The sequence below is a fragment of the Caulobacter sp. DWR1-3-2b1 genome, from assembly GCF_049895765.1.
In the GTDB taxonomy this organism is placed as follows: Bacteria; Pseudomonadota; Alphaproteobacteria; order Caulobacterales; family Caulobacteraceae; genus Caulobacter.
On record NZ_JAFCSZ010000013.1, the window covers coordinates 71,002 to 95,804 of the forward strand.

General features: G+C 65.7%; 15 protein-coding genes and 1 pseudogene. 10 read left to right on the plus strand and 6 right to left on the minus strand.

The window, feature by feature from the left end:
• Positions 1 to 209 precede the first annotated feature (209 nt).
• On the plus strand, positions 210 to 3,212 hold the full coding sequence (locus tag ACP69S_RS13230) for a TonB-dependent receptor (protein WP_425997905.1): 3,003 nt from the start codon (positions 210 to 212) through the stop codon (positions 3,210 to 3,212).
• A gap of 82 nt (positions 3,213 to 3,294) precedes the next feature.
• On the opposite strand, the gene nagA is transcribed toward ACP69S_RS13230, so the two are convergent.
• From nagA to ACP69S_RS13245, 3 genes are read right to left on the minus strand one after another with little or no spacing between them, the layout of a single operon-like run.
• On the minus strand, positions 3,295 to 4,437 hold the full coding sequence (gene nagA / locus ACP69S_RS13235; protein WP_425997907.1) for an N-acetylglucosamine-6-phosphate deacetylase: 1,143 nt from the start codon (positions 4,435 to 4,437) through the stop codon (positions 3,295 to 3,297).
• Positions 4,437 to 5,531 (minus strand): SIS domain-containing protein, encoded by a 1,095-nt coding sequence (locus ACP69S_RS13240; protein WP_425997909.1) that lies wholly within the window; start codon positions 5,529 to 5,531, stop codon positions 4,437 to 4,439. Before ACP69S_RS13240 ends, nagA begins: the two co-directional genes overlap by 1 nt.
• A gap of 13 nt (positions 5,532 to 5,544) precedes the next feature.
• Positions 5,545 to 6,288: a GntR family transcriptional regulator gene (locus ACP69S_RS13245; protein WP_425997940.1), complete on the minus strand. Its 744-nt coding sequence runs from the start codon at positions 6,286 to 6,288 to the stop codon at positions 5,545 to 5,547.
• A gap of 256 nt (positions 6,289 to 6,544) precedes the next feature.
• Between ACP69S_RS13245 and ACP69S_RS13250 the strand changes: the two genes are divergently transcribed.
• The 5 genes from ACP69S_RS13250 (at position 6,545) to ACP69S_RS13270 (ending at position 16,705) form a co-directional block, all read left to right on the plus strand.
• Positions 6,545 to 9,217, plus strand: a complete 2,673-nt coding sequence (locus ACP69S_RS13250) for a TonB-dependent receptor (RefSeq protein ID WP_425997911.1) — start codon at positions 6,545 to 6,547, stop codon at positions 9,215 to 9,217.
• 226 nt (positions 9,218 to 9,443) lie between these two features.
• On the plus strand, positions 9,444 to 11,735 hold the full coding sequence (locus ACP69S_RS13255) for a beta-N-acetylhexosaminidase (RefSeq protein ID WP_425997912.1): 2,292 nt from the start codon (positions 9,444 to 9,446) through the stop codon (positions 11,733 to 11,735).
• 21 nt (positions 11,736 to 11,756) lie between these two features.
• Positions 11,757 to 14,303 (plus strand): phosphoenolpyruvate--protein phosphotransferase, encoded by a 2,547-nt coding sequence (ptsP, locus tag ACP69S_RS13260; protein WP_425997914.1) that lies wholly within the window; start codon positions 11,757 to 11,759, stop codon positions 14,301 to 14,303.
• A gap of 3 nt (positions 14,304 to 14,306) precedes the next feature.
• Positions 14,307 to 16,088, plus strand: coding sequence for an N-acetylglucosamine-specific PTS transporter subunit IIBC (nagE, locus tag ACP69S_RS13265; RefSeq protein ID WP_425997916.1), 1,782 nt, complete (start codon positions 14,307 to 14,309; stop codon positions 16,086 to 16,088).
• Positions 16,085 to 16,705 carry a DUF1349 domain-containing protein gene (locus ACP69S_RS13270; RefSeq protein ID WP_425997918.1) on the plus strand — a complete coding sequence of 207 codons (621 nt, stop codon included), beginning with the start codon at positions 16,085 to 16,087 and terminating at the stop codon, positions 16,703 to 16,705. Before nagE ends, ACP69S_RS13270 begins: the two co-directional genes overlap by 4 nt.
• Here the strand turns inward: ACP69S_RS13270 and ACP69S_RS13275 are convergent.
• Together ACP69S_RS13275 and ACP69S_RS13280 are read right to left on the minus strand one after the other, a co-directional pair.
• Complete coding sequence (locus ACP69S_RS13275) at positions 16,702 to 18,366, minus strand: sulfotransferase (protein ID WP_425997920.1); 1,665 nt, start codon at positions 18,364 to 18,366, stop codon at positions 16,702 to 16,704. The genes ACP69S_RS13270 and ACP69S_RS13275 overlap by 4 nt on opposite strands.
• Positions 18,367 to 18,370: 4 nt before the next feature.
• A complete protein-coding gene (locus ACP69S_RS13280) occupies positions 18,371 to 19,570 on the minus strand; it encodes a methyltransferase domain-containing protein (protein ID WP_425997922.1) in 1,200 nt (399 codons plus the stop codon).
• A gap of 314 nt (positions 19,571 to 19,884) precedes the next feature.
• Here ACP69S_RS13280 and nhaA point away from each other — a divergent pair, with 314 nt between their 5' ends.
• From nhaA to ACP69S_RS13300, 4 genes are all read left to right on the plus strand, one after another.
• A complete protein-coding gene (gene nhaA / locus ACP69S_RS13285; protein ID WP_425997942.1) occupies positions 19,885 to 21,153 on the plus strand; it encodes a Na+/H+ antiporter NhaA in 1,269 nt (422 codons plus the stop codon).
• 279 nt (positions 21,154 to 21,432) lie between these two features.
• Positions 21,433 to 22,029 carry a TetR/AcrR family transcriptional regulator gene (locus ACP69S_RS13290; RefSeq protein WP_425997924.1) on the plus strand — a complete coding sequence of 199 codons (597 nt, stop codon included), beginning with the start codon at positions 21,433 to 21,435 and terminating at the stop codon, positions 22,027 to 22,029.
• Between the two features lie 242 nt (positions 22,030 to 22,271).
• The gene (locus ACP69S_RS13295) at positions 22,272 to 22,814 is read left to right on the plus strand and encodes a TonB-dependent receptor plug domain-containing protein (RefSeq protein ID WP_425997926.1); all 543 of its coding nucleotides are present in this window, start codon (positions 22,272 to 22,274) and stop codon (positions 22,812 to 22,814) included.
• A gap of 66 nt (positions 22,815 to 22,880) precedes the next feature.
• A complete protein-coding gene (locus ACP69S_RS13300) occupies positions 22,881 to 24,644 on the plus strand; it encodes a TonB-dependent receptor (protein WP_425997928.1) in 1,764 nt (587 codons plus the stop codon).
• A 35-nt stretch (positions 24,645 to 24,679) separates the two neighbouring features.
• Here ACP69S_RS13300 and ACP69S_RS13305 read toward each other — a convergent pair.
• A pseudogene (locus tag ACP69S_RS13305) lies at positions 24,680 to 24,803 on the minus strand (IS481 family transposase); the annotation flags it as partial.

Genomic DNA, 24,803 nt, shown 5'->3' on the forward strand with positions numbered 1-24,803 from the left:
GTGATCCGCAGCAATCTCGCCTTGTCGCCATATCAGCGGTTTGTTAGCTCTTTGCTACCGGTGTCAGAACCGCGGGCAATTGTGCGCTCGTATCTGACACCGGTGTCAAAAATACAAACGGCCGAGAACTGGCCGCGTGGGAAGGAAGCGCGATCAGTTCAGAGCCGGGCGGCGCACAGCGCCGTTTCCGTCGAACGGGAGGAGGATACATGTCTAAGATTTCCGGAGGACGTCTCAACGTCCTGAAGTTTGGTGTCTCCACGAGCGCCTTGGCGCTGGCCATCGCGATGGCCGGAACCGCATCTGCCCAGACCGCTCCGGCGCAGACCGATGATAGCGCGGTCGAAGAAGTCGTCGTCACCGGCTTCCGCGCCAGCCTCGCCAACGCGCTCGATGTGAAGCGTCGCGAGAACGACATGATCGACGTCATCAAGGCGACCGACATCGCTGACTTCCCCGATCTGAACCTCGCGGAATCGCTGCAGCGGATTCCTGGCGTCTCAATCGACCGAGACGGCGGTGAAGGCCGTACGATCACCGTCCGCGGCCTGGGTCCCGACTTCACCGTCGTGCGCCTGAATGGCCTGGAAGCCTTGGCCACCACCGGCGGCAAGGACGGCTCAGGCGGCGCCAACCGCGGTCGCCAATTCGACTTCAGCATCTTCGCCTCGGAGCTCTTCAACAGCGTCACCGTGCGCAAATCGACCTCGGCGTCGAACGAAGAAGGCTCGCTGGGCGCGATCATCGACCTGCAGGCGGCCCGCCCGTTCGACTTCAACAAGTTCACGATGAGCACCGGCGTTAAGGTTGGCTGGAACGACCTGTCGCGTAAAAGCGACCCGCGCTACACCTTCCTGATCGCCAACACCTGGGCCGATGGCAAGTTCGGCGCTCTGCTGTCAGTAGCCTACGCCAAGCGTCAGACGCTGGAAGAGGGCTCTTCGACTGGTCGTTGGGAAAACCCCAGCGTTCGCTTCAACTCGGCGACCGCCTTCCCGTGCACCGTTCCGGCCTATAATCCCGTCAGCGGCCCGCCCCTGACGTGCGGTCAGATCGGCACGGTAACCGGCGGAACCACGCCGACCGTCATCGCCGCAGCTGGCACAGCCAACAATCTCTGGCACCCGCGCATCCCGCGCTACGGTCGGCTTCAGTACGATCAAAAGCGCTTGGGCGTGACCGGGTCGCTGCAATGGCGTCCGACCGATAAATCGACCCTGACCCTGGACACCCTGTTCGCGGACTTCACCAACAATCGCGACGAGACCTATCTGGAAGTTATCTCGTTCAGCCGCGCCGGCCAGGGCTTGCCCCAGACCGACGTCGTCAACTTCATGGCCGACAGCAAAGGGCATTTGATCAAGGGCACGTTCGATGATGTCGACGCCCGCGTCGAATATCGCCGCGACGACCTGAACACCGAGTTCTTCCAGAATGTCCTGACCTATGACACCAAGATCGGTGAAAAGGGCAAGCTGGTCGCTACCTATGGCCTGTCGCGCTCGATCCAGAACAATCCGGTCCAGACGACCTTTTCGTTCGATCGCTACAACAGCGATGGCTATAGCTACGACTATTCGACCGACGCGCGTCGTCCGTCGTTCAATTATGGTTTTGACCCGACTGATCCCACCAGTTTCCAATACAGCAACAGCTCGGCTCTAGGCGATGCGTCGCTGCTGCGCCTGCGCCCCAGCAAGGCTGTTAACACCTTCAAGACCTTCCGCCTGGACTTCGATTACCAGGTCATGGACTGGTTGAAGCTGCGCACTGGCGCCGCCTTTAAGGAATACGGCTTCAACTCTTCGGAAAAGCGCGTCTTCTCGCGCGTGATCCCGGGGGGTACCGGCTTCGCCGCCGAAGCGGCGTTCCCGCTGCCGGCCGGCACGACCGTGGCGGACGTTTCGCGTCTGATCACCGGCTTTGGCCGTGGCTTGGACGTTCCAGCCGGCACGCCCATCTCGTGGATCGCGCCCGACCTGGAAAAGCTGAAAACTGCCATTGGCTATGACTGTAACTGCATCAACGCCAACGGCGACTTCCGTCTGAGCTCGCTGAACCAACTGGGCGCGCTGCGGGAGATCACCGAGAAGGATACGTCCTACTATCTGCAGGGTGACTTCGATCGCGACTTCGGCTCAATCCCGGTGCGCGGCAATGTCGGTGTGCGTTGGGTGAAGACCGAGCAGGACGCCCTGGGGCACTTCAACACAGGCAGCACCACCGTCGCCACCGTCACCCCGGTTGGCACGCTATCGCAAACGGTCCCGACCGACGCGTTCCAGACCACGTCGCGCAGCTACACAAATACGCTGCCGTCGATGAACCTGTCGGTTCAGCCATTGGAGAACTTCTTCATCCGCTTTGCGGCCGCCAAGGTCATGACGCGTCCGCAGCTGCAGAATCTGACCCCTGGCTTCACGGCCAACAGCCAGTCGGCCCAGACCCTGACGCGCGGTAACCCCGAGCTGAACCCGATGCTGGCCAACAACCTGGACCTCGGCTTTGAATGGTATCCGGACCGGGAAACTCTGTTCTCGATTGGCCTGTTCCAGAAGGACATCAAGTCGTTCATCCAGACCTCGGCCACGGCGATGCCCTATTCGGAGACCGGTCTGCCCAGTAGCCTGCTCAGCAATGGCAACACGCCCGATACGCTGTTCACAGTGACCACGCAGATCAACACACCAGGCGGCAAGCTGAAGGGTTACGAGATCAGCCTGCAGCGTCCGTTCACCTTCCTGCCGGCGCCGTTCGACGGTTTCGGCGGCATCGTGAACTACACGCACGTAAAGAGCGACATCCAGTACGTGATCGCCAACCCGACCTTCGGCGGCACTCCCCGGGTGCAACTGACGCCGGCGACGCTTATCACTCAACCGCTCCTGAACCTGTCGCCGGAAGCCTATAACGGCACGCTGTACTACGAGAAGGCAGGCTTCAAGGCGCGCATCTCGGCCTCGTATCGTGACCCCTACCTGATCCAGGTGGCGCCTTCGGCGACCAACAATAACGACGTCCGGATCAAGCAAAAGACCCTGAATGTCGACACCCAAGTCAGCTACGAGTTCAAGAACTTCACCGTCACTCTGGAAGGCATCAACCTGACCGACCAGTTCGACAGCAAGGTGGACGACTCGGTCCGTCAAATCTCGGAAGAGTATGTGCACTTCGGTCGCCAGTACTATCTGGGCGTGAAGTACAAGTTCTAATACTTCAGCCCAGGCTAGAGAATGAGGGGCGTCGGCGAGAGCCGGCGTCCCTTTTTCGTTGCGTGTGTTGGCTATCTAGGGGTCAGGCGGCGGAAGCGGCGCCGGCGATCCAGGTTTCGCGGACGTTCAAGCCGTCGTCCAACAGCACCAGGTCGGCGCATTGCCCGGTCGCGATCGTCCCGTGCCGGTGGGCCAGACCAAGGAACGCCGCTGGGGCGCCCGCGGCGACCGAAACGGCCTCTTCCAACGACAGGCCGAGCATCGACATCGCGTTGCGGACGGCGCTGATCATGTCCAGATCCGATCCTGCCAGGGTGCCGTGGGCGTCGACGCAGACTCCATCGACCACATGGATGTGCCGACCCTGCAGGTCGAAGCTCTTGTCGATCATGCCCACCGTCGGCATGGCGTCTGTCACCAGCATGAAGCGGTCCAGTGGACGCGTCCGCAAGGCGATACGCAGGACGGCGGGATCGACATGACGGCCGTCGACGATCAGCCCGCACCAGGCGGTCTGGCTTTCCAGGGCCGCGCCGACCGCGCCAGGCTCGCGGCTGGTCAGAGGTGACATGGCGTTGAACAGGTGGGTGAAGCCCGTGAGACCGGCCGCGAGGGCCTTGCGCATGGTGCCGTAGGCGGCATTGGTATGCCCCGCCGCAACGACCACACCGGAACTCGTCAGTTTACGGATCATATCAGGTGTGGTGGTTTCGGGCGCCAGGGTCACCAGGGTCTTGCCGACCTTCAGCGAGCCCAGCAGGGCTGCCGCAGCGTCGTCGATCACCCGAAACTTGCCGGCGTCGTGGATGCCCTTGCGCTTCACACTGAGGAACGGCCCCTCGATGTGAATGCCCAGCACGCCGGGCACGCCGGCGGCGATCGCGGCCTCCACCGCACGCATGGCGACGTCGACGACGGCGAGGTCGTCGCTGATCAGGGTGGGAAGAAAACCGGTTGTCCCGAAGGGGCGGTGGGCCGCTCCGATGGCGGCGATTGTCTCGACCGTCGGGGCGTCGTTGAACAGCACGCCGCCGCCGCCATTGACCTGGGTGTCGATAAAGCCGGGGACCAGCAGATCGCCGCTCAGATCATGTCGCGCCGCGCTCGCCGGCGCATCGCCTGCGTCGAGTATCGCGGCGATCTTGCCGTCCTCGATCACCACGCATTTGCCGTCGAGGACGCCGGTCTCCGTCAGGATGCGGCCATTTACAAGTACAGCCAGCATCAGACGGTTTCTGTCACCTTGTTGAGATGGGGCGGGCTGTCGGGATCATAACCCCGCACCACGGAAAGCGCGTTGGCCATGCGATAGAAGCTCTGGATCATCAGGATCGGCTCGATGACCGGATGGGCGGCGAGGGCCGGCAGCACGCCGGCTTCCCCTAAGGATGCGGAAGAGCCGCCGGCTCCGACCAGCAGGACGTCGGCGTCGCGGGCCGTCAGGCTGGCGGCCATCTCGTCCACGCTGCCTCGACTCTCGTCGTTTTGGGCAAAGACCAAGACCGGAAAACCGGTCTTCACCAGGGCCATCGGGCCATGCAGCACCTCGGCGGCGCTGAAGGCCTCGGCGTGCAGGCCGCAGGTTTCCTTGAACTTCAGGGCCGCTTCCTGAGCGACGCCGAAGCCGACGCCACGCCCCAGAACATAGAGATTGCGCGCCAATTTCAGGCGCTCGACGGCGGGCGTCCAGTCCAAAGCCCAGGCTTCGGAGAGGCCGGCGGGCAGGGCCGACAGGCCCCGAGCCAACTCTTCGTCGCCGGACCAGGCCGCCACCAACTGGGTGATGGCGGATAGGGCGGCGATATAGGATTTGGTGGCGGCGACGCTAAGCTCGGGACCGGCGTGCAGCGGCAGCACCTCGTCAACCAGCTCGGCCAGCGGCGAAGCGGTGTCATTGACCAAGGCGATGGTGAAAGCGCCGGCCTCCTTGGCGGCGCGCACCGAGGCCAGCAGGTCCGGGCTTTTGCCCGACTGCGAAATGGCCAGATAGAGCACGCCGTCCATGTTCTGGGGGGCGCCATAGACTGAGCTGACCGAGAGGCCGGCCGACGAGGTCAGGACGCCCGTGCGGGTCTCGATCAGATACTTTGCGAAGGTGGCCGCATGGTCCGAACTGCCGCGCGCGCAGGTGACCACGGCGCGAGGCGGATGGGCGCGGAGACGCTCGGCGATGGCTCGGACGCGCGCGGCGTTGGCGCCCAGCTGCGTGGCGACAACCTGTGAAGCCTGGCCCGCCTCCAGGAACATGCGGGTCGATTCCGGCGTCAGCCGCGCCGTTCTCGCGGGGGCCTGCGGTCGGGTCAAGGTCGTGGCCTCCAAGATGCGTCTTCCTTCAGGACAGGGCGTTCAGTTCGGCGACGAAGTCGTAGGCGTCGCCACGATAATAGGATTGCGTGACTTCCACCGCCCGGCCGTCCTTCAGGAACCCGCGTCGCTCGATCAGCAGGCCGGCGTCTTTCACGGGCACGCCCAGAAGGTCAGCGTGTTCGGCGTTGAACAGAACGGCGCGCAGCCGCTGCAGAGCGCGGACCGGTCGGTGGCCCGTCGCCTCCAGAGCTTCGTAGAGCGAGGTCCCGACGGTCTCGGCCGAAGGCAGGGCGAAGGCGGCGACGGTGGTGTATTCCACCGCCATCGGCGCACCGTCGGCATAGCGTATCCGGGCGAAGCGGTAGACCGGCGTGCCGGGCGACAGGCCCAGGGTCAGCGATTCCTCGGGGGTGACCGAGCCTTCGCTTTTGCTGATCCATTCGCTGCGTGGCACCCGCCCGCGGGAGATCATGTCCTCGGTGAAGGACGAAAGCTTGGAGAAGCTCTTCTCCACCCGGGCGGCGACGAAGGTGCCGGCCCCCTGGCGGCGGGTCAGCAAGCCCTCGCTGACCAAGCCGTCGAGCGCCTTGCGCACCGTGATGCGCGAGATGCTGAATTCCTCGGCCATGTCCCGCTCGGCGGGCAGGGCGTCGTCGGGCGCCAGGATCTTCTTGTGGATCGCGTCGCGCAAGGCGCGCTGCAATTGCTTGTAGAGGGGCGCGTGTTGGGCGCCGCCGGCGTCGAGTCGACCAATCCGTTCCGAAAACATCGTCAAATCAGCCTCCCCGCGCAAATCGACGCCATCGCATGGTCGTCTCGATAACATATGACCATTTTCATACCAATAAGAACATGGTCTTCAATTGGTTTCTTTTTGGCCTTGTCATCCGACAAATTTCCGTCACAGTCTGCTTCCGAGGCCTGAGAAGTACCGCAATCTGCGGACGTCCGCAGATAATTGGTACCAGATTGGGCTTGGGGTTCGGCTCCGGGCCTAGGCCCGGCGAAATGGGGAGAAGCCGATTATGAGAAGCTTTCACAAAATGGTCCTGACCGCATCTGCCAGTGCTCTGGCGGTGATGGTTGCAATGCCCGCCTTCGCGCAAAGCGCGTCGCCGGACGCGGTCGACGAAGTTGTCGTCACCGGTATTCGCGCATCGCTTCAAGCGGCGATGCGGCAAAAGCGTAACTCCGACCTCGTGTCGGAAGTGGTCACCGCCGAAGACATCGGCAAGTTCCCGGACAAGAACGTCGCCGACTCTCTGTCGCGCGTTTCGGGTGTCAATGTCGTCACCGGCTCGGCCGCGGCGGGCGGTTTCGGTGAAAACGAGCGCGTCAGCGTTCGCGGCACCGATCCCAACCTCAACCTGACCCTGCTGAACGGCCACAACATCGCCACCGGCGACTGGTTCGTTCTGGATCAGACCAGCGGCGGCCGCAGCTTCAACTATTCGATGCTGCCGTCGGAAGTCGTTGGTCGCATCGACATCATCAAGAGCTCGGCGGCGAACATCCCCGAGGGCGGCGTGGGCGGCACGGTCGACGTGCACACACGCATGCCGCTGGATCTGCCCAGCATGACGGCCAACGCCTCGGTCCAGGGTTTGTATGCGACCCGCGCCGAGAAGTGGACGCCCCAGGTTTCGGGCCTGCTGAGCTGGAAGAACGACGCGGGCACCTTCGGGGCCCTGGTCGGCGCCTTCTATCAGGAGCGCGAGTTCCGTCGCGATGGTCAGGAAATCCTCGGCTACACCGAGTATACTAACTTCGCCGGCTCTGGTCAGACCGTCCTGGCGCCGAACCTGATCGGCAACGCCTTCTTCCAGCAGACCCGCAAGCGCGAGGGCGCCAACTTCGTTACCCAGTGGGAGCCGAACGAGAAGCTGGAGCTGTCGTTCTCGGGCCTCTACACGAAGATGGACGCCGACAACACCAACGTGAACCGCATGGCGTGGGTGAACAACCTGATCGGCTCCGTTACGGGTCCGGCTGGTTCGCCGGGCAATGCACTGACCTCCTATAAGATCAGCAACGGTGTTCTGACCTCGGCCACCTGGGCGGCTGCTGCGCCGAACGGGACCAAGAGCCGCGGCATGGTGCAGGACGACATCTTCCGCACCGCCCATTCGACCTCCTGGGATCTGAACCTCGACGGCGTCTATCAAGCCACCGACAACCTGAAGATCAGCGGCAATATCGGCTACACCAAGGGTGAAGGCGCCACGGACGACACCGAGGCCTGGGAAACCTACTGGGAAACGGGCATGAGCTATGAGCTCGGCGCGCCGGTTTCCAAGGTCAGCTATCCCGGCCTGCCGGCTGTCGGCTCGGCTGCCTATCTGAACAACTTCTACAGCTGGTCGTGGGGTGGCAAGGTCGAGAGCCCTGACGAAGAGTTCTACGCCAAGGGCGACGTCGAATACACGGTCGACAACGGCTATCTGAAGACCCTGCTTTTTGGCGGTCGCTTTACCGACCACACCCGCGAAGTGAACTACACCGCCTATTCGTGGGCCGGTAACGGTGTCAACAGCGGCTTCTCGAATGTCGATCTAGGTACGGTAGCCGGTCCTTCCACGCCATCAAACTACGGCGAGGACATCGGCTTGTCGGGTCAGGGCTATATTCTTGCTGACCGTTCCAAGGTCCTGGCCGCTTTGGCTGCCAACGGCGGTCGTCAGTTCGCCTATTATCCGCCGCTCAGCTTCGCGGTGCAGGAAAAGACCCAGGCCGTCTATGCGATGGCCAAGCTCGGCGGCGATCGCTGGCGCGGTAATGTTGGCGTCCGCGCCGTCCATACCGACCAAGATACTACCCAGTATTCGGCCTCTGCCACGCCGACGACGATTAGCAACGCGTTTGGCAGCTTCGGCGCTCGCAACGTCAATCGGGACTATTGGGACATCTTGCCCAGCGCGACTTTGGTCGTGAATGCCGATGACGATGTCGTGGTGCGCCTGTCGGCCGCCAAGGTCATGTCGCGGCCGGGCTATGCCCAGTTGGCGGGCTCATTCAGCCTGAACGACACGGCCCTGACCGGTTCGGCCGGCGGCAATCCGGAACTGGATCCCTTCCGCGCCTGGCAGTTTAACGCCGCAGCTGAATGGTATTATGGCCCCGAAGCCCTGCTCTCGGTTGGCGTCTTCCTGTTGGATATCGAAAGCTACATCACAACCCGGACCTATACGGAGTTCCACGTCACCCAGCAGACCCAGCAAGTCATCAAGGGCGCGGGTAAGGACTTCACCATGACGGGACCGATCAACGGGGACGGCGGCACAAACCGCGGCTTCGAAGTGACCCTGCAGCAGCCCATCGGCGGCGGCTTCGGCTTCATCGGCAACTACACCTACTCCGACGCCCAAACCGACCTGGGCAAGCCGATCGATGGCTCTTCGAAGCACACCTACAACCTGACGGGCTATTTCGAGAACGACCTGCTCAGCGCGCGGCTAGCCTACAGCTACCGCTCGAAGTTCAAGTCGGGCACCGACCGCGGCACCGACATGTTCCAGGACAATTTCGCCACCCTGGACGGTTCTGTCAGCGTCAACCTCAACGAGACCATCGCGCTAACGTTCGACGCCCAGAACCTGCTGAACGAAAAGCTGAAGTACTTCGTCGGCACGCCTGATGTGCCCCGCGCGATCTATGACAACGGCCGCACCTTCTACGCCGGCGTCCGCTTCAAGTTCTAAACCTATCGGGACTTCCGGACCCCTCTCCGGAAGTCCCAATCTCTACTGACGGCGATTGCATCGGCTGCGGCTTGGTCCAGGATCATCTAATGACCCGCTCGCCTAGCGTCGCCGCCAATACCATCCTCCTGACCTGCAAGCATGGAGCTTGGGCGGGGCGCCTCGTCGCTCCGCCCGCTTTTTGCCGCGCGCCCAGATCCGTGCCTGTATCTGTGGGAGCCTGTTCATGATCCTTGCCCGATCCGTCGCCGCCGCCCTGGTTTCCGCTTTCGCGCTCGCCGCCGCCGTTCCGGCCCTGGCGGGACCCGTGGCCCTGACGCCCATCCCCGCCAAGTTGTCGATGGCCGAGGGCTCGTTTCCGCTGACCGCCAAGACCCGCATCTTCGTCGCCAAGGGCGATGTCGAGGCCCGGGGCGTCGGCGTCCAGCTTTCCGATCTCCTGTTTCGCACCCGACGGCTGAAGCCTGTCGTCGTCGAGGGCGCGCCCTCCACGGGCGAGGCCGCCATCGTCCTGGCGCGCGGCGCTGCGACCGGCGAGGGCTACGCCCTTCAGTCTGCCCCTTCGGGGGTGACCATCACCGCCGCCAAGCGCGCGGGCCTGTTCTATGGCGCCATGACCCTGTGGCAGCTAGCCACCCAGGAAGCGGGCAATGGCCCTGTCGACCTGCCGGCCGTCGCCATCGAGGACGCCCCACGCTTTGGCTGGCGCGGCCTTATGATCGACAGCGCCCGTCACTTCCAGTCGGTCGAGACCCTGCGGGGGATCATCGACGCTATGGCGGCCCACAAGCTCAACACCCTCCATTGGCACCTTGTCGACGACCAGGGCTGGCGGCTGGAGATCAAGAAGTATCCGAAGCTGACGCAAGTGGGCGCCTGGCGCACCCCGGCGGGCGCGGCGGGCAAGGATCCCAAAACCGGCAAGACCATCCGCTATGGCGGCTTCTACACCCAGGATCAGGTCCGCGAGCTGGTCGCCTACGCCGCCGCCCGCAACGTGACCATCGTCCCCGAGATCGAAATGCCGGGCCACGCCTTGGCGCCCATCGTCGCCTATCCGCAACTGGGTGTTAACGCCAATCCGCCGGCCATCGACCGTAACAACTGGGGCGTCTTCCCCTGGCTCTATAATCTCGACGACGGCACCTTCGCTTTCCTGAACGACGTGCTGGACGAGGTCATGGACCTCTTCCCCAGTGACTACATCCACGTCGGCGGCGACGAGGCCGTGAAGGACCAGTGGAAGGCCTCGGCCAAGATCCAGGCCCAGATGAAGACCCTTGGCCTGAAGGACGAGCACGAAGCCCAGAGCTATTTCATCCAACGGGTCGGCAAGCATCTGGACGCGCGCGGTCGCCGCCTGATCGGCTGGGACGAAATCCTCGAAGGGGGACTGGCTCCCAACGCGACGGTCATGTCGTGGCGCGGGCTGGAGGGCGCGATCGCCGCCGCCAGGCTGGGTCACGACACGGTGCTCTCGCCCTGGCCGTTGATGTATCTCGACAACCGCCAGAGCGCCTCGCCCGATGAGCCTCCGGGCCGGGGCCGGGTGGTCAGCCTCAAGGACGTCTACGACTTCGATCCGGCCCCCAAGGAAATGACCGAGGCCGAGCGCAAGCACGTCATCGGCCTGCAAGGCAACGCCTGGACCGAGCACATGCGCACCGATGTTCGGCTGGAGCGCCAGGTTTTCCCCCGCCTTGTGGCCATCGCCGAGCGCGGCTGGTCACCTGCGACCCAGACCGACTGGGCCGACTTCAACCGCCGCATGCCCGCCGAGTTCGCGCGCCTAGACGCCCTGGGCGTGGCCTATGACGCGGTTCCCTTTGAGCCCCAGGCCAAGCTGTCGCCCGGCCAAGGCGGCAAGGTCGATGTCGCCTTGGCCTCCAGCCTGGCCATCGGCGAAATCCGCTACACGGTCGGCGGAGCCGAGCCGACGACGGCCTCGAGCCTCTACGAGAAGCCGCTGGCCCTGGCCGCGAACGATAAGCTCCGTGCACGAACATTTGTCGGCGGCCGCGCCCTGGGCCGCATTCGAGACCTCAGCGCCAACCCCGATTCCCTGTTCACCCGCACCGGCCACCAGTTGAAGGCCTGCAGCGACAAGCTGACCCTGCTGCTGGAGGACGACGCCCCGACCACCGGAGAGCGCGCGGTGTTCCATGTCGACATCATGGGGCCCTGCTGGATCTGGGAGGGCGCCGACCTGTCCAAGGGCGCGACCCTGACAGCCCGCATCGGCCAGGTCCCGTTCAACTTCCAGATCGGCGCCGACCGGGAGAAGATCCCGCTGCGCAAGCCCTCTACGCCGGAAGGCGAGCTGGAAGTTCTGCTGGGCTGCGAGGGCGAGCGCATCGCCGCCCTCCCGCTGGGCAAGGCGGCCCAGGAGCCGGCTCTGTCGACAATCCGCGGCAAGATCCCGGCCCGCGCCGGAAAGCACGACCTGTGCCTGATGTTCACCTCCAAGAGCGTCGATCCCACCTTCGCCATCGACCGCGTCACGCTCAAGCCGAACTAGTTTCTGAAAAAGAGTAACCCCGTGTCCAATCTCGTTCTCTCCGCGCCGCTGAAGGGCTGGATCGCGCCGCTCGACGAGACGCCTGACGCGGTGTTCGCCGAGCGCATGTTGGGCGACGGTCTGGCCATCGACCCGACCGGCTCGATGCTGCACGCGCCGTGCGACGCAGTGATAATGACGGTGCACCGGGCCCGCCACGCGGTGACCCTGCGGGCCTCAAACGGCGCCGAGATCCTGATGCACTTGGGCCTGGAGACTGTGGCGCTGGAAGGGGCGGGCTTCGAGGTGCAGGTGCGCGAGGGCCAGAGCGTCAAGGCCGGCGATCCGCTGATCGCCTTCGACCTGGACTTCCTGGCCCAGAACGCCCGCAGCCTGATCACGCCCATCGTCATCACCAATCCCGACGCCTTCGAGATCGTGCGCCGCGAGCAGGATCGCGCCATCGAGGTCGGCGACGCCCTGATGGAACTGTCGCCGGTCGGTGGCCTCGCCGCGCCGGCGGCCGTGGCGGCACACGAGACTGGCCGGCAGGTCGTCGTGCCGCTGGTCCACGGCATCCACGCCCGGCCCGCCGCGCGTATCGCCGAGACCGCGCGCCGCTTCGCCGCCGAGGTCGCCCTGGTCGCCGTCAATCGTCGCGCCAGCGCCAAGAGCCCGGTGGGCGTGATGTCGTTGGCTATTCGGCATGGCGACACGATCACCATCGCCGCCAGCGGTCTCGACGCGGATTTCGCCATCGCCGCCATCGCCGAATTGATCGAGGGCGGAATGGGCGAGGGCGGTCCCGTCGCCGCGCCGGCCGCTGCGGCGCCCGCCGAGCCCGTCGTCGAGGCTGGCCCTGCCAAACTGCCGAAAGACGGCGTGCTCAAGGGCGTCCTCGCCGCCCCGGGCCTGGCCATAGGCAAGGCTGTACGGCTGTCATCCTCCGAGATTATTGTGCGCGAGGCCGGCGACGGTGTCGCGAGCGAGCAGGCCGCGCTGACGCAAGCGCTGGCCAGGGTGCGCGGCCGACTGGAGACGGCCGCCGCCCGAGAAAACGCCCAGGGGGGCGACAAGGCGCGCAAGGCGATCCTGGGCGCCCACCTTGCCTTCCTTGAAGATCCCGAACTCGCGGCCAAGGCCCGCGCCCTGATCGACCAGGGCAAGAGCGCGGGCTTCGCCTGGCGCAAGGCGGTCGGCGGCTATGTCGACGCCCTCCGCGGCCTGGGCGACCGTCGCCTGGCCGAGCGGGTCGATGATCTGGTCGATCTCGAACGGCAGGTCCTGCGCGCCCTCACGGGCGAGGAAGAGAGCGCCGCGACCATGGCTGCCGGCTCGATCCTGCTGGCCGACGAACTGCTGCCTTCGCAACTGATGGGCGTTGATCCGAGCCTGGTCGTTGGCTTCTGCACGGCGCAGGGCGGTCCGACTTCGCATGTGGCCATCCTCGCGGCCGCCATGGGCATTCCCGCCCTGGTGGCGGTCGGTTCGGCCGTGATGACCGTAGCCGACGGGACCGCCCTGATCCTCGACGCCGACGGCGGCCACCTGCGCGTCGCACCTGACGCGCCGGCCCTCGAAGCCGCCCAGACCCAGCTGGCCCAGCGCCAGGAGCGCAAGGCCCGCGCCAAGGCTTCTGCGCACCAGATCTGCGTCACCAAAGACGGCAAGCGCATCGAGGTGTTTGGCAATGTCGGCTCGCTGAACGACGCCCTGGCGGCCTCCGCCAACGGCGCCGAGGGCTCCGGCCTGCTGCGCACCGAGTTCCTGTTCCTCGACCGCGCCACCCCGCCCGACGAGGACGAACAGGCCCGCCAGTACCAGGCCATCGCCTCGGCCCTGGACGGCAAGCCGCTGATCGTTCGCACCCTGGACGTGGGCGGCGACAAGGCCGCGCCCTATCTGCCGATCCCGGCCGAGGAGAACCCGGCCCTTGGCCTGCGCGGCGTGCGCGTCAGTCTGTGGCGGCCGCATCTGCTGAAGACCCAGATCCGCGCCATTTTGCGCGTGCGACCGGTCGGTCAGTGCAGGATCATGGTCCCGATGATCGCCAGTCTCGACGAGCTACGCGCCGTTCGCGCCGTGCTTGACGAGGCCAAGCGCGAGATGGGCGTCTCCGAGCGCATCGAGCTGGGTGTGATGATCGAAACCCCGGCCGCCGCCGTCACCGCCGACCTGATCGCCGCCGAGGCCGACTTCCTGTCGATCGGCACCAACGATCTGACCCAATATGTGCTGGCCATGGACCGGGGCAATCCCGAGCTTGCCGCCCGCATCGACGCCCTGCATCCGGCCGTACTGCGGATGATCGCCCAAGCCTGCGCCGGCGCCGCCAAACACCATCGCTGGGTCGGCGTCTGTGGCGGAGCGGCCTCTGATCTCGTCGCCGTGCCGATCCTGCTGGGCCTGGGCGTGACCGAGCTGTCGGCCACCGCCGCCGCGGTGCCAGAGGTGAAGGCGTTGGTCCGGAGACTGGACCTGGACGCCTGCCGCATCCTCGCCACCCAGGTGCTCGACCTCACCTCGCCCGACGCGGTCCGTGAAGCCGCCAAATCGTTCCTGGCCCAGTCTTCGAATACGAGAGTCTAAGCGATGAAGTCGCCGCTCGAAGTCCTCCAGCCCTTGGGCCGCGCCCTGATGCTGCCCATCGCCGTGCTGCCGGTGGCGGCGCTGCTGCTGCGGATCGGTCAGCCCGACCTGCTGGGCGCGCCGGGGCTGGCCGCCATGACCGGCGGCATGTCCCTGCACATCGCCAATGTGTTCGGCGCGGCCGGCGGAGCGATCTTCGGGAGCCTGGGCCTGATCTTCGCCATCGGCGTTGCGGTCGGCCTGGCCCGCGAGAATCACGGCGCGGCCGGCCTCGCGGGCGTGGTCTGCTACGTGATCGCCACCAAGGGCGTCGACGCCCTGATGGTCGTGCCGCCAGAGATCGCCGCCGCAGCTGTCGAGAGCGCGAGGGACCTGACCGTCGCCGCCTGGAAGGCCAAGGAGATCGGCAAGCTGTCGATCCCTGTGGGCATACTGTCCGGCGTGATCAGCGGCTGGCTCTACAACCGCTATTCCAACATCAAGCTGCCGGAATACCTCGCTTTCTTCGGCGGGCGCCGCTTCGTCCCCATCGTCGCGGGCCTGGCTGGCGTGGTTCTGGCCCTGCTGTTCGGCTTCTTCTGGACCTATCTCGAAGCCGGCGTTGACGGGCTGAGCAGCCTGGTCATCGCCTCGGGCGATGTGGGTCTGTTCGTCTATGGCCTGCTGAACCGCCTGCTGATCGTCACCGGCCTGCACCACATCCTCAACAACGTGGTCTGGTTCATCCTGGGCGACTTCAACGGCGCGACCGGCGACCTCAACCGCTTCGCGGCGGGCGACCCGACCGCCGGGGCGTTCATGAGCGGCTTCTTCCCGGTGATGATGTTCGGCCTGCCCGCGGCGTGCCTGGCCATGCTGCACACCGCCCGTCCCGAACGTCGCAAGGCCGTGGGCGGCATGCTGGGCTCTCTGGCCCTGACCTCGTTCCTGACCGGGGTGACCGAACCCATCGAGTTCAGCTTCATGTTCCTGGCCCCGGTGCTCTACGCGGTCCACGCCGTGCTGACCGGCCTGTCCATGGTGATCATGAACCTGCTGGACGTGAAGCTGGGCTTTGGCTTCTCGGCGGGCCTGTTCGACTATGTGCTGAATTTCAACAAGGCCACACGGCCGCTGATGCTGATCCCGGTGGGTCTGGTTTATGGCGCGATCTATTACGGCGTCTTCCGCTGGGTGATCGTCCGCTTCGACCTGAAGACCCCGGGTCGCGAGCCCGACGACGCCATCGCCGCCCCCGTGGCGGCTTCGGCCGGAGGGCGCGGTGAAGATTTCCTGATCGCTCTGGGCGGCGCGGCGAACCTCGCTGCGGTGGACGCCTGCACGACCCGTCTGCGCCTGATCGTGACGGGCGAGGGAGCGGTGGATGAACCGCGCCTCAAGGCCCTCGGCGCACGCGGTGTCGTGCGCCCTTCGGAACGCGCGCTGCAGGTCGTGTTGGGCCCCATCGCCGATCAAGTGGCCAGCGAAATTCGCGCGGCCATGGGCGGCGCTGTCGCCAAGCCCGCCGCGCCCGGGCTCGTCATCGCCACCTCCGCTCCGGTGGGCGACAAGGCCCAGGCCGAACGCCTGGTCGCCGCCTTCGGCGGCTCGCGCAACATCGAAAGCTTGAGTAGCTGCACCAGCCGCCTGCGCCTGGTGGTGCTGGACCCGCTGGCTGTCGATGAAGCGGCGCTGAAGCGTCTCGGCGCGCGGGGGGTTGCGCGGATCGGCGAGCGGACGATCCATGTAGTGCTCGGCCCGCAGGCCGACGCGCTGGCCGCCGCCATCCGCCTGCTGCCCGCATGACGCCGACCCGTCGAGACACCATGCTGGGCGCCGCCGCCGCCCTCGCCATGCCCGCCCTCGCTCGCGCGGCCGAAACGCCCGCCTGGCTCAACGCGCCCCAAGTCTGGAAGGCCGACGGCGCGGGCCTGATCATGCGGGCCGACACCGGCTCGGACTTCTGGCGCCTGACGCTGGCCAAGGGCCGGACGATGGACACCGGCCACCTCTATTTCCGCGAGGTCGCGGGCGACTTCGTCAGTACCGTGACAGTCGAGGCCGACTATGGCGCCGACGCCGACCAGACCGGCCTGATGGTGCGTGTCAACGCTTCGAACTGGATGAAGACGGGCGTCGAATGGCTGCACGGCGTACCGCACGCCGCGACGGTCTTCACCCGTGACTGGTCTGATGGCTCCGTCGAGCGACTGGCCGGCTGGAAGGGTCCCATCCGATTCCGGGTCACGCGACGCGGGCCGATCCTGACCTGCGGCTATGCCCGGCCCGGCGAGGCGTTCTTCGACACGCGGCTGGGCCACCTGCCCATGGGCGAGGCTGCGCAGTTAGGTCTCACGACGTGCGCGCCGTTCGGACCCGGCTTCGAGGCGCGGTTCAGCGACGGGACCGTGGGCAAGGCTTAGGTGTTGTAGCCGAGGTCGACGATCACCCCAGCCAGAGCCGAGGCTTGGGTCGCGAGTTGCTTGCGATACTGCTTCCACCGACCTATCGACCGGTCGTTCAGCGGCTCGCTGACCTGAGCGTAACTGGGCGTCGGGGCATAGCGGCGGTTCTCGTGGAAGCGAAGGCAGGCCGCCTCGAACGGCAGGCCTAGGTGATCCAGCAGCCGCCGCGTCCAGGTTTCCTGATCGACCACCAGATCCTCGTAGCGCACGCTTAGCGCCGTTTCGCCCAGCGCCGCCGCATAGCGTCCCGTCAAGGCGTGGACGGCGCGCATGTGGGTGGCGATGTCCTCGATCCGATAGCCGCAAAACTCGCCGTGGGTCAGGTTGTGCGACAGCATCGACACCGCCGTGTCCAGCGGGTGGCGGACCATACGGATCAGGCGCGCCTCGGGGAAGGCCGCGCGGATCACCGGCGTCCAGACCTCGCTGAGCGGCATCTTGTCGGTGAAGAATGGCTTGCCGCTGTCCATCAGCCCGAAGGCCCTGGCTCGGTCCAGATAGAGATCGCGCAGGGGCTCGGCGACGCCCGGCGTCCACAGCGCCGACAGTCCGCCAAGCTGGCCTTCCAGCGCCGAGACCATCTCGGTGACGAACGGCAGCTCGCCCCCGGCCGCGACGGCGGAATGGCTAGACAGGATCTGCTCGACCATGGTGGTGCCCGAGCGAGGAAAGCCGAAGACGAACACCGGCTGCGGACCAGCCAGCTGCGCCGCGGCGGGCGGCGGGCCGTTGGTCTCGACCAGCCGGACCAGGGTGTCGAAGTCTTTGGCGACCGACCCGCCATCATAGGACAGACCATCACGAGCCGCGAGCCGCGCCTTGCCCTCAATGAAGTCGGCGAAGGCCTCGGCGGGACGCCCCAGCCTCTCCTTGAGTCGACCGCTCTCCAGCAGGGCGTCGCCGCCCGCAAGGCCGGGAACCGCCTCGATCACCGCCAGGGCTTCGGCATAGCGCTGCTCGCGGCCCAGCTGCACGGCGCGGCGCAGGCTGACGTCGAAGCCAGCCGCCTCGGCGCGATCCAGCAAGGCGCGGCTGGCAGGCAGCTCGCCCATCGCCTCGCGCAGCCTCGACCAGTGAGCCAGGGTCGCGCCGTCGCACGGCGCCAGCAGATCGGCGCGGACCAGCAGCGGCTCGGCCGCCTCCAGCTTGCCTTGCTCGATCAGATTGGCGGCCAAGGCGACCTGGGTCGGGGGATGGTCGCCGACCAAGACCAGCGCCCGCCGGAACGCCGCCTCGCCGCCCGGCAGGTCGCGGCGTTCGGTCAGCAGAGTTCCCAGCATGGCGTGGGCCTGGGGGTTGCGGTCGTTCAGGATCAGGCCGGCCCTGACCGCCGCTTCCGCCTCGGCCTTGCGACCTAGCCCGGCCAGCAGGATCGCCAGGTCGTCACGCGGCCAGTCCAGGCTTGGCGCCAGACCGATGATCCGCTCCAGAAGATTGGTGGCCTCGACGGTCTGACCGCGCTGCTGGCAGACCAGCGCCAGGATCTCAAGAGCGTCGATATCGCTTGCCGCCTCGGCCAGACGTCGCCGCGCGGCCACGATTGCCGGCTCGATCTGGCCCCGGTTGAGGAACTCGCGCGCCTGGGCGATCAGCGGATGGGGCTGCGCGTCGGCCGACATCAGGTCAGGCGCGCCGCTTGAACAGGTGCAGTGTCCCCTCGACGGGCGCTGTGCCTTCGTGGCGCAGGGCGATGCGTTCCTGCTCCAGCAGTTCGAAGCCCGATCCCGCGACCTGGGCCACATAGGCGTCGCCGTGGGAGAACCGGCCCGAGCTGAGCAGGGTCCAGCCATCGGCTCCCGCCTCGGTGCTCAGGGTGAAGACGCCGCCGGGCCGTAGCGCCTTTTCGGCCGCCTGGAACAGGCCCGACAGATCGCCGAAATAGATCACCATGTCGGCCGCGAAGACGAGGTCGAAGGCGCCCGGATGATCGTCGAGGAAGGCCACCGCCTCGGCCTGGACCAGCAGGTCGTAGCCGCCCCGTGCTTCTGCCCGATCAAGCATGCCGCGAGACAGGTCGACGCCTGTCAGCCTGCCGCCAAACTGCGCCAGGGCGGGAGCCGAGAGCCCGGTGCCGCAGCCCAGGTCGAGGATGTCGGCGAATTGGTCCGCGTGACCGGCGACAAGTTCCGCCATTCGCTCGGGTGCGCGGTAGTTCAGAAGGTCGACCAGCTGGTGGTCGAAATTGTCGGCGAAGCTGTCGAAATGCGCCTCGACATAGGGCGCTGGAGCGCGGTCCACCGACGCCCCGCTGACGGCCTGAAGCAGATAGGCCTGGATGTGATCGTCGGGGTTCCGCGCCAGCCGCCACGCGCCGACGGCGGCCGCCGCGGGCGCATGGCCGAAGACGCCGAGGACCGCGAAGGCCTCGCGGGCGATGACCTCGATGTCCTCGGCCTCTTCGCCGGCCAGGGCGGGATAGCGGGACAGCGCCTCGTCCACCGAGCCATCAATCATGGTCGAGAAGGTGCGCGCCCGTGCATGGGTCAGCCGGGCGTTGGTCGCCAGAGGCTCAAGGGCCGCCGCGCGCTCGAAGGCTTCCGCGCAGCCGGCGAAATCACCGGTCATATAGAGGCCCTGGGCCAGGCAGGCATGCCAGATCGCCGGCGCGTCGGGCGTCGCGGCCGCCTGGCGCAGGGGCGCGACGGCGTCCTTGAAATCCCGCGTCGCCATATAGGACAGGCCAAGGCCCAGCATCGCCTCGCCCAGGCTCGGGTCCATCGACAGCGCTCGGGCAAAGCCCTCCTGCGCCTCGGCATGCCGGCCCTCGTTGCTGGCGACAACCGCCTGTTGCAGCCAGTCCTCGGCGCTGATCTCGTCGGTCACGGGAGCCTCTGAAAGGGCGGTTCGCCGCAGACGCGGGCCTAGAGAGTCTTAGAGTTTTCCGTCTCCAAATGGAATCGTCAGGATCGGATGCGCGGTGTAGTCTGGCGCGATCAAGGTAACGGGTTGTCGAGTGCAGCGATGGGCGGCCCGGTTGTGCTTGACCACGGCGCCGGCCTCGATAGATTCGGCTCAGACATCAGGTCGCTTCAAGCGGCCAAGCCGCGCCTCATGGCGAACTCGGTCCGGCGTCCGTCGATGACCGGACGCCGCGACAGCTCTATCCTTTTCTGGAGGCCGCCGTGGCGCGCAAGGTGATGCACAAGATTCAGAGGACCGCCCGCTCGGCGCGTCTATCCCGACCGCTGTCGGCATTCCGCGAGTTTCTTCGCCACGAAGCCTCGGGCGGCTACGTCTTGATGGCGACCGCAGCCATCGCCCTGATCATCGCCAACACGCCGCTAGCCGGGACTTATTTCGCGGTGCTGGGCCATCACATAAGCTTTTCGATCGGACCGGTTTCGCTCGACGAGAGTGTGCTGCACTGGATCAACGACGGCCTGATGGCCGTGTTCTTCCTGCTCGTTGGTTTGGAGATCAAGCGCGAGGTGCTTGACGGACAGCTGTCGCGCCTCTCGCGGATTGTCCTGCCGGGGGTGGCGGCCCTGGGCGGGGTGGCTATCCCGGCGCTCATCTACCTGGCCTTCAACGCAGCCAATCCCGACAGCCGCTCGGGCTGGGCTATCCCTTCGGCCACCGACATCGCCTTTGCGCTGGGGGTCCTGGCCTTGTTGGGCGACCGGGTTCCCACGTCCCTGAAGATCTTCCTGACGGCCATCGCCATCATCGACGACCTGGCGGCCATCGTGATCATCGCGATCTTCTATACCGCGCAGCTCCACATCGGGGCTCTTCTGGCGGCGGTCGGCGTGCTGGCGGTGCTGGTCGCCTGCAACCGACTGCGGGTGACGGCGCTCTGGCCCTATCTGCTCGGCGGCCTTGTGCTTTGGTTCTTTGTCCTGGAGTCGGGCGTCCACGCCACTCTGGCGGGTGTGGCTCTGGCCATGGTTGTTCCGCTGCGCAAGAGCCCCCCGGGTGTTGATGACGCAGCATCGCCCCTGCATCGCCTGGAACACGCGCTGCACAAGCCGGTGGCCTTCCTGATCGTGCCGCTATTCGGTTTTGCCAATGCCGGTCTGTCCTTCGCCGGCTTCAGCCTGGGCAACCTTCTGGATCCGGTTCCGCTCGGCGTCGCCCTGGGCCTGTTCGTCGGCAAGCAGCTGGGCGTGTTTGTCACCGCCATGGCCATCATCCGGCTCGGTTGGGCCCAGATGCCCAGCTACGCGTCCGTGGGCCAACTCTATGGCGTGTCGGTGCTTTGCGGCATCGGCTTCACCATGAGCCTGTTCATCGGCAATCTGGCCTTCCGTCAGGCGCACCTGATCGACGAAACCAAGATCGGGGTGCTGGCCGGTTCCCTGGTCTCGGCCCTGCTTGGCCTGGCGATCCTGCGCATCGTCAAGCCCGCCCTACCCAGCGAAGACCGCATCGTCGGTGAGGGCGAGAGCGCGCCAGACCCGATTTAGGCGCCAGTCGCGGTGATTCGACGAGACATGCCGAGTCCATCAGAGACGAATTCAGCGAGATAGGTGGGTGTCAGACGCGTCAGAGGACAAGTCAGGAGGGCTTCCTGCATTGGGTTCGCATCCGCTCTTGGCGCAATGGAGAAATGCCTTTCCCGGGAGCGCAGGTTGATGACGATTGGCCTGATAGCTTGTCCGGTGACAGATCACGCAGGGCGCTGGCCCTTGCCATCTCTAGCCCTGCCGCGCCAATAGGAGGCGGCCGCAGCTATTGAGGCGACAATGACCCAGACACGACTGAAAGGCGCCGAACGACGCGAACGTTTCCTCGACGCGGCTGCGCAGATCGTGATCGAGCAAGGCGTCGCCGCCGTCACGATGGACGGCGTGGCGCATCTGACAGGCGTCACGAAGGCGCTGGGCTATCGCTATTTCACCGACCGCGACGACCTGCTGACGGCGTTGTTCGATCGAGAAACCCAGATCTATGTCGAACGCCTGGCCACAGAGGTTGGGCCGCAGTCGAGCTTCGAGGACTGGGTGCGCGGCGCCTTGAGATACTGGTGCCGCCGGGCCGACGAGCGGGGCGAGCTCTTCATGCGGCTGGTCAGGGATCACGGGCCCCTGGTGGAGCGGGCGCGGAGCAACCGAAAGGCCGACGCCGAGGGCTGGGCGCTGGGACTGCAGAAGGCCTTTGGTCTTCCACAGCGCCAGGCCAAGCAATATGCCTGGTTCATGGTGGCTGGGACGGCGGGCGCCTTGGACGCGCGCGACGGCGACGACGACGCCATGATCGACGCAATCACCCTGGCGGTTATCGCCGGCGCCAAAGCCTTGGCCAAACAATATGGCGAACCTCGCCCTGCCAAGAAGGCCTAGGGTCCCACGCGGTGACCTCGTGAGGCGACCAGGCGAACAACTGTTCGAAAGGCATTGCCACGGGCATTAAGTGACGATATCGTTACTTAAGCGTTCCGGGCCCGGATGCTGATCCCAACGAAGCGGTGAGCCGATCTGGTCTCGCCTCCCGCCAGGCGCAAGCTGCCGTCGACGGGCGACGACAGCTTGCGCCCTAACAGACACAAAAAGAAGCCGCCCAGCGGCTCAAGGAGGAACGCGCCATGCCTATCCATTCGCGCCTGTCGCGAGCCCGTAAGACCGAACTGTTCGTCGGAGCGTCCTTGAGCGTCGTGGCGCTCCTGGCCGCCAACAGCGCCTTGGCGGAGGACGGCGCCACGTCTGTCGTCAATCCGACCATCACCGTCGATGAAATCATGGTCACCGCCCAGAAGCGGGCCGAGAACGTGCAGGACGTTCCCCTCGCCATCACCGCCGTGCGCGGCGAGTCGCTGGCGGCCATGAACATAACCCAGCCCCAGCAACTGTCGCTGATCGATCCCAGCGTACGCTTCAAGCAGAGCCTGAGCAGCAGCGCTTCGGGTCTGACGATACGCGGCGTGGGCACCAGCAGCTTCTCAGCCGGGATCGAGCAGAGCATCTCAACCGTCGTCGACGGCGTGGTGCTGGCTGACCCGGCGAGCCTGGCCACCCTGGCCGATGTAGAACGGGTCGAGATCCTGCGCGGTCCGCAGGGCATGCTGTTTGGCAAGAACGCCTCGGCAGGCTTGGTTCATTTCATCACCAACCGGCCCAAGCTTCAATGAAAACAGCGGCCAACTGCATCTCCAGTACGGCGAGCGCGCGAGCAGATTCTGCAGGCGATCGGCAATGTGGCCCTTGGCGATACGCTCGCCTTGCGCCTGGTGGCGACGCACAACGAGCGCGACGGTCTGATCCGCAACGTCGCCAAGGACAACGTCTTCACCGATCCCCAGAACGTCAGCACCTTGACCCTGAAGCTTCTGTGGCGGCCCAGCGACGACCTGACCGTCTATTTCTCGGCCGACCGCACGGACAACGACGCCTTCTGCTGCTCGTCGACCTGGCGCAAGGTGACGCCGGGCTATGCGCCGGCCGTCACGAACGCCCGCTTCGGTATTGTCGCCGGTCCCAAGAATCTGCAAGTCGCCGCCAACGGCCCGTCCGTGGGCAAGTCCACCGCCCAGGGCGGGACGCTTCAGGTCGATTACGACCTCGGCGACCTGACCCTGACGTCGATCAGCGCCTATCGCTCGGTCAAGCGCCAGGCCTTCTATGACGGCGACCTGACGCCCGTCAGTTATGTCGACATCAACGGTGGGGCAGGGAAGACCGACTGGCTCAGCCAGGAGTTGCGTCTGACCTCGCCCGTCGGCGAGCGGTTCGACTATGTCGCCGGCCTCTATCTCTATCATTCGAAAGCATCGTCGCTGATCCGTCAACGTGGCCAACTCAGCTGGATCGTGCCCGTTTCGAACGGCGTGGTGGTTCCGATCATCCCCGGCGCGCCACTTGGCACGATCTTCGAGACCTCTACCCGCAACGACATCAACTCGACCAGTCTGGCAGCCTTCGGCCAGGTCGGCCTGCACGTCACGTCCAAGCTGGACCTGATCGCTGGCGCGCGCGTCACCCGCGACGAACTGACCCTGGACTATCGCCGGTCCCCGACACCGGGCGCGGTCTACATCCCCGGCTCGATCACGCTGGCCCTTCATCAGGAGGTCGGCAACACCAACGTCTCCTGGCGGATCGGTCCCCGCTACAATTTCAGCGACGACATCATGGCCCATGCGACGGTTTCGCGCGGCTACAAGGGTCCTGGCTTCAGCGGGTTGAGCGCGGCCAACAGTCTGGCTGACCAGCGCGTGCAGCCGGAGATCCCGACGAGCTACGAAGCTGGCGTCAAGGCGGCGTTCCTGGATCGCCGCCTGATCCTCAATGCCAACGTCTACAGCACTACGATCAAGAATTTTCAGGCTCAGGTCTCCGACCTGACCAGCGCCACCTATTCCTCGCGGATCACCAATGCCGGCGAGATCAAGACGCGTGGCTTTGAGGCCAACCTGATGGCGCGACCAGTGAGCGGTCTAAGCATCACAGCCGGCGCCGCCTACACCCACGCCCGCTATGCCGACTTCAACGGCGTTCAGTGCTATTTCGGCCAACCCAAGATCGCCCAAGGCGGTCCCTGCAGCGCGCCGCCCGCCAACCCCGCCTCGCTTGACGGTTTCTTCAACGCCAAGGGTCTGAGCATCGCTGGAGTCCCAGACTGGGTCTACGGCCTGAGCGCTGTCTATGAGCGGCCTTTGACCCCGGATCTGCGGGGCTTCTTCCAGGCCAACTGGAACTGGCAAAGCGACATCAACTACGCCATCAGTGGCGACCCGGGAACGATCCAGAAAGCCTACTGCCTGCTGGGCGGCCGGGTGGGTGTCTCGGCGCCGGACAAGGCCTGGAGTCTGGCGCTCTACGCCAGCAATCTGCTGGACAAGCGCTACGCGGCCCAGATCACGCCGTCGCCGGTTACCGGACTCAATCCCGGCGGTTACGTCCAGTATTTCAGCCCGGATTCGGTTCGCCGGGTCGGGATCAGTCTCGACGTAACGTTCTAAGCCCTTGCTCGCGCAGCGCCCTTGCAATCGGCGCACTAGATGTTTGGTCCCGGACTTTGATGGGTTGGATCGACGTTGAATCTGTCGGGCTCTTTTGTCCAGATTTTGCAGATGTATTCGTATGGGGTCAGGCCGTTGAGGGTCTTCAGACGGCGCGCG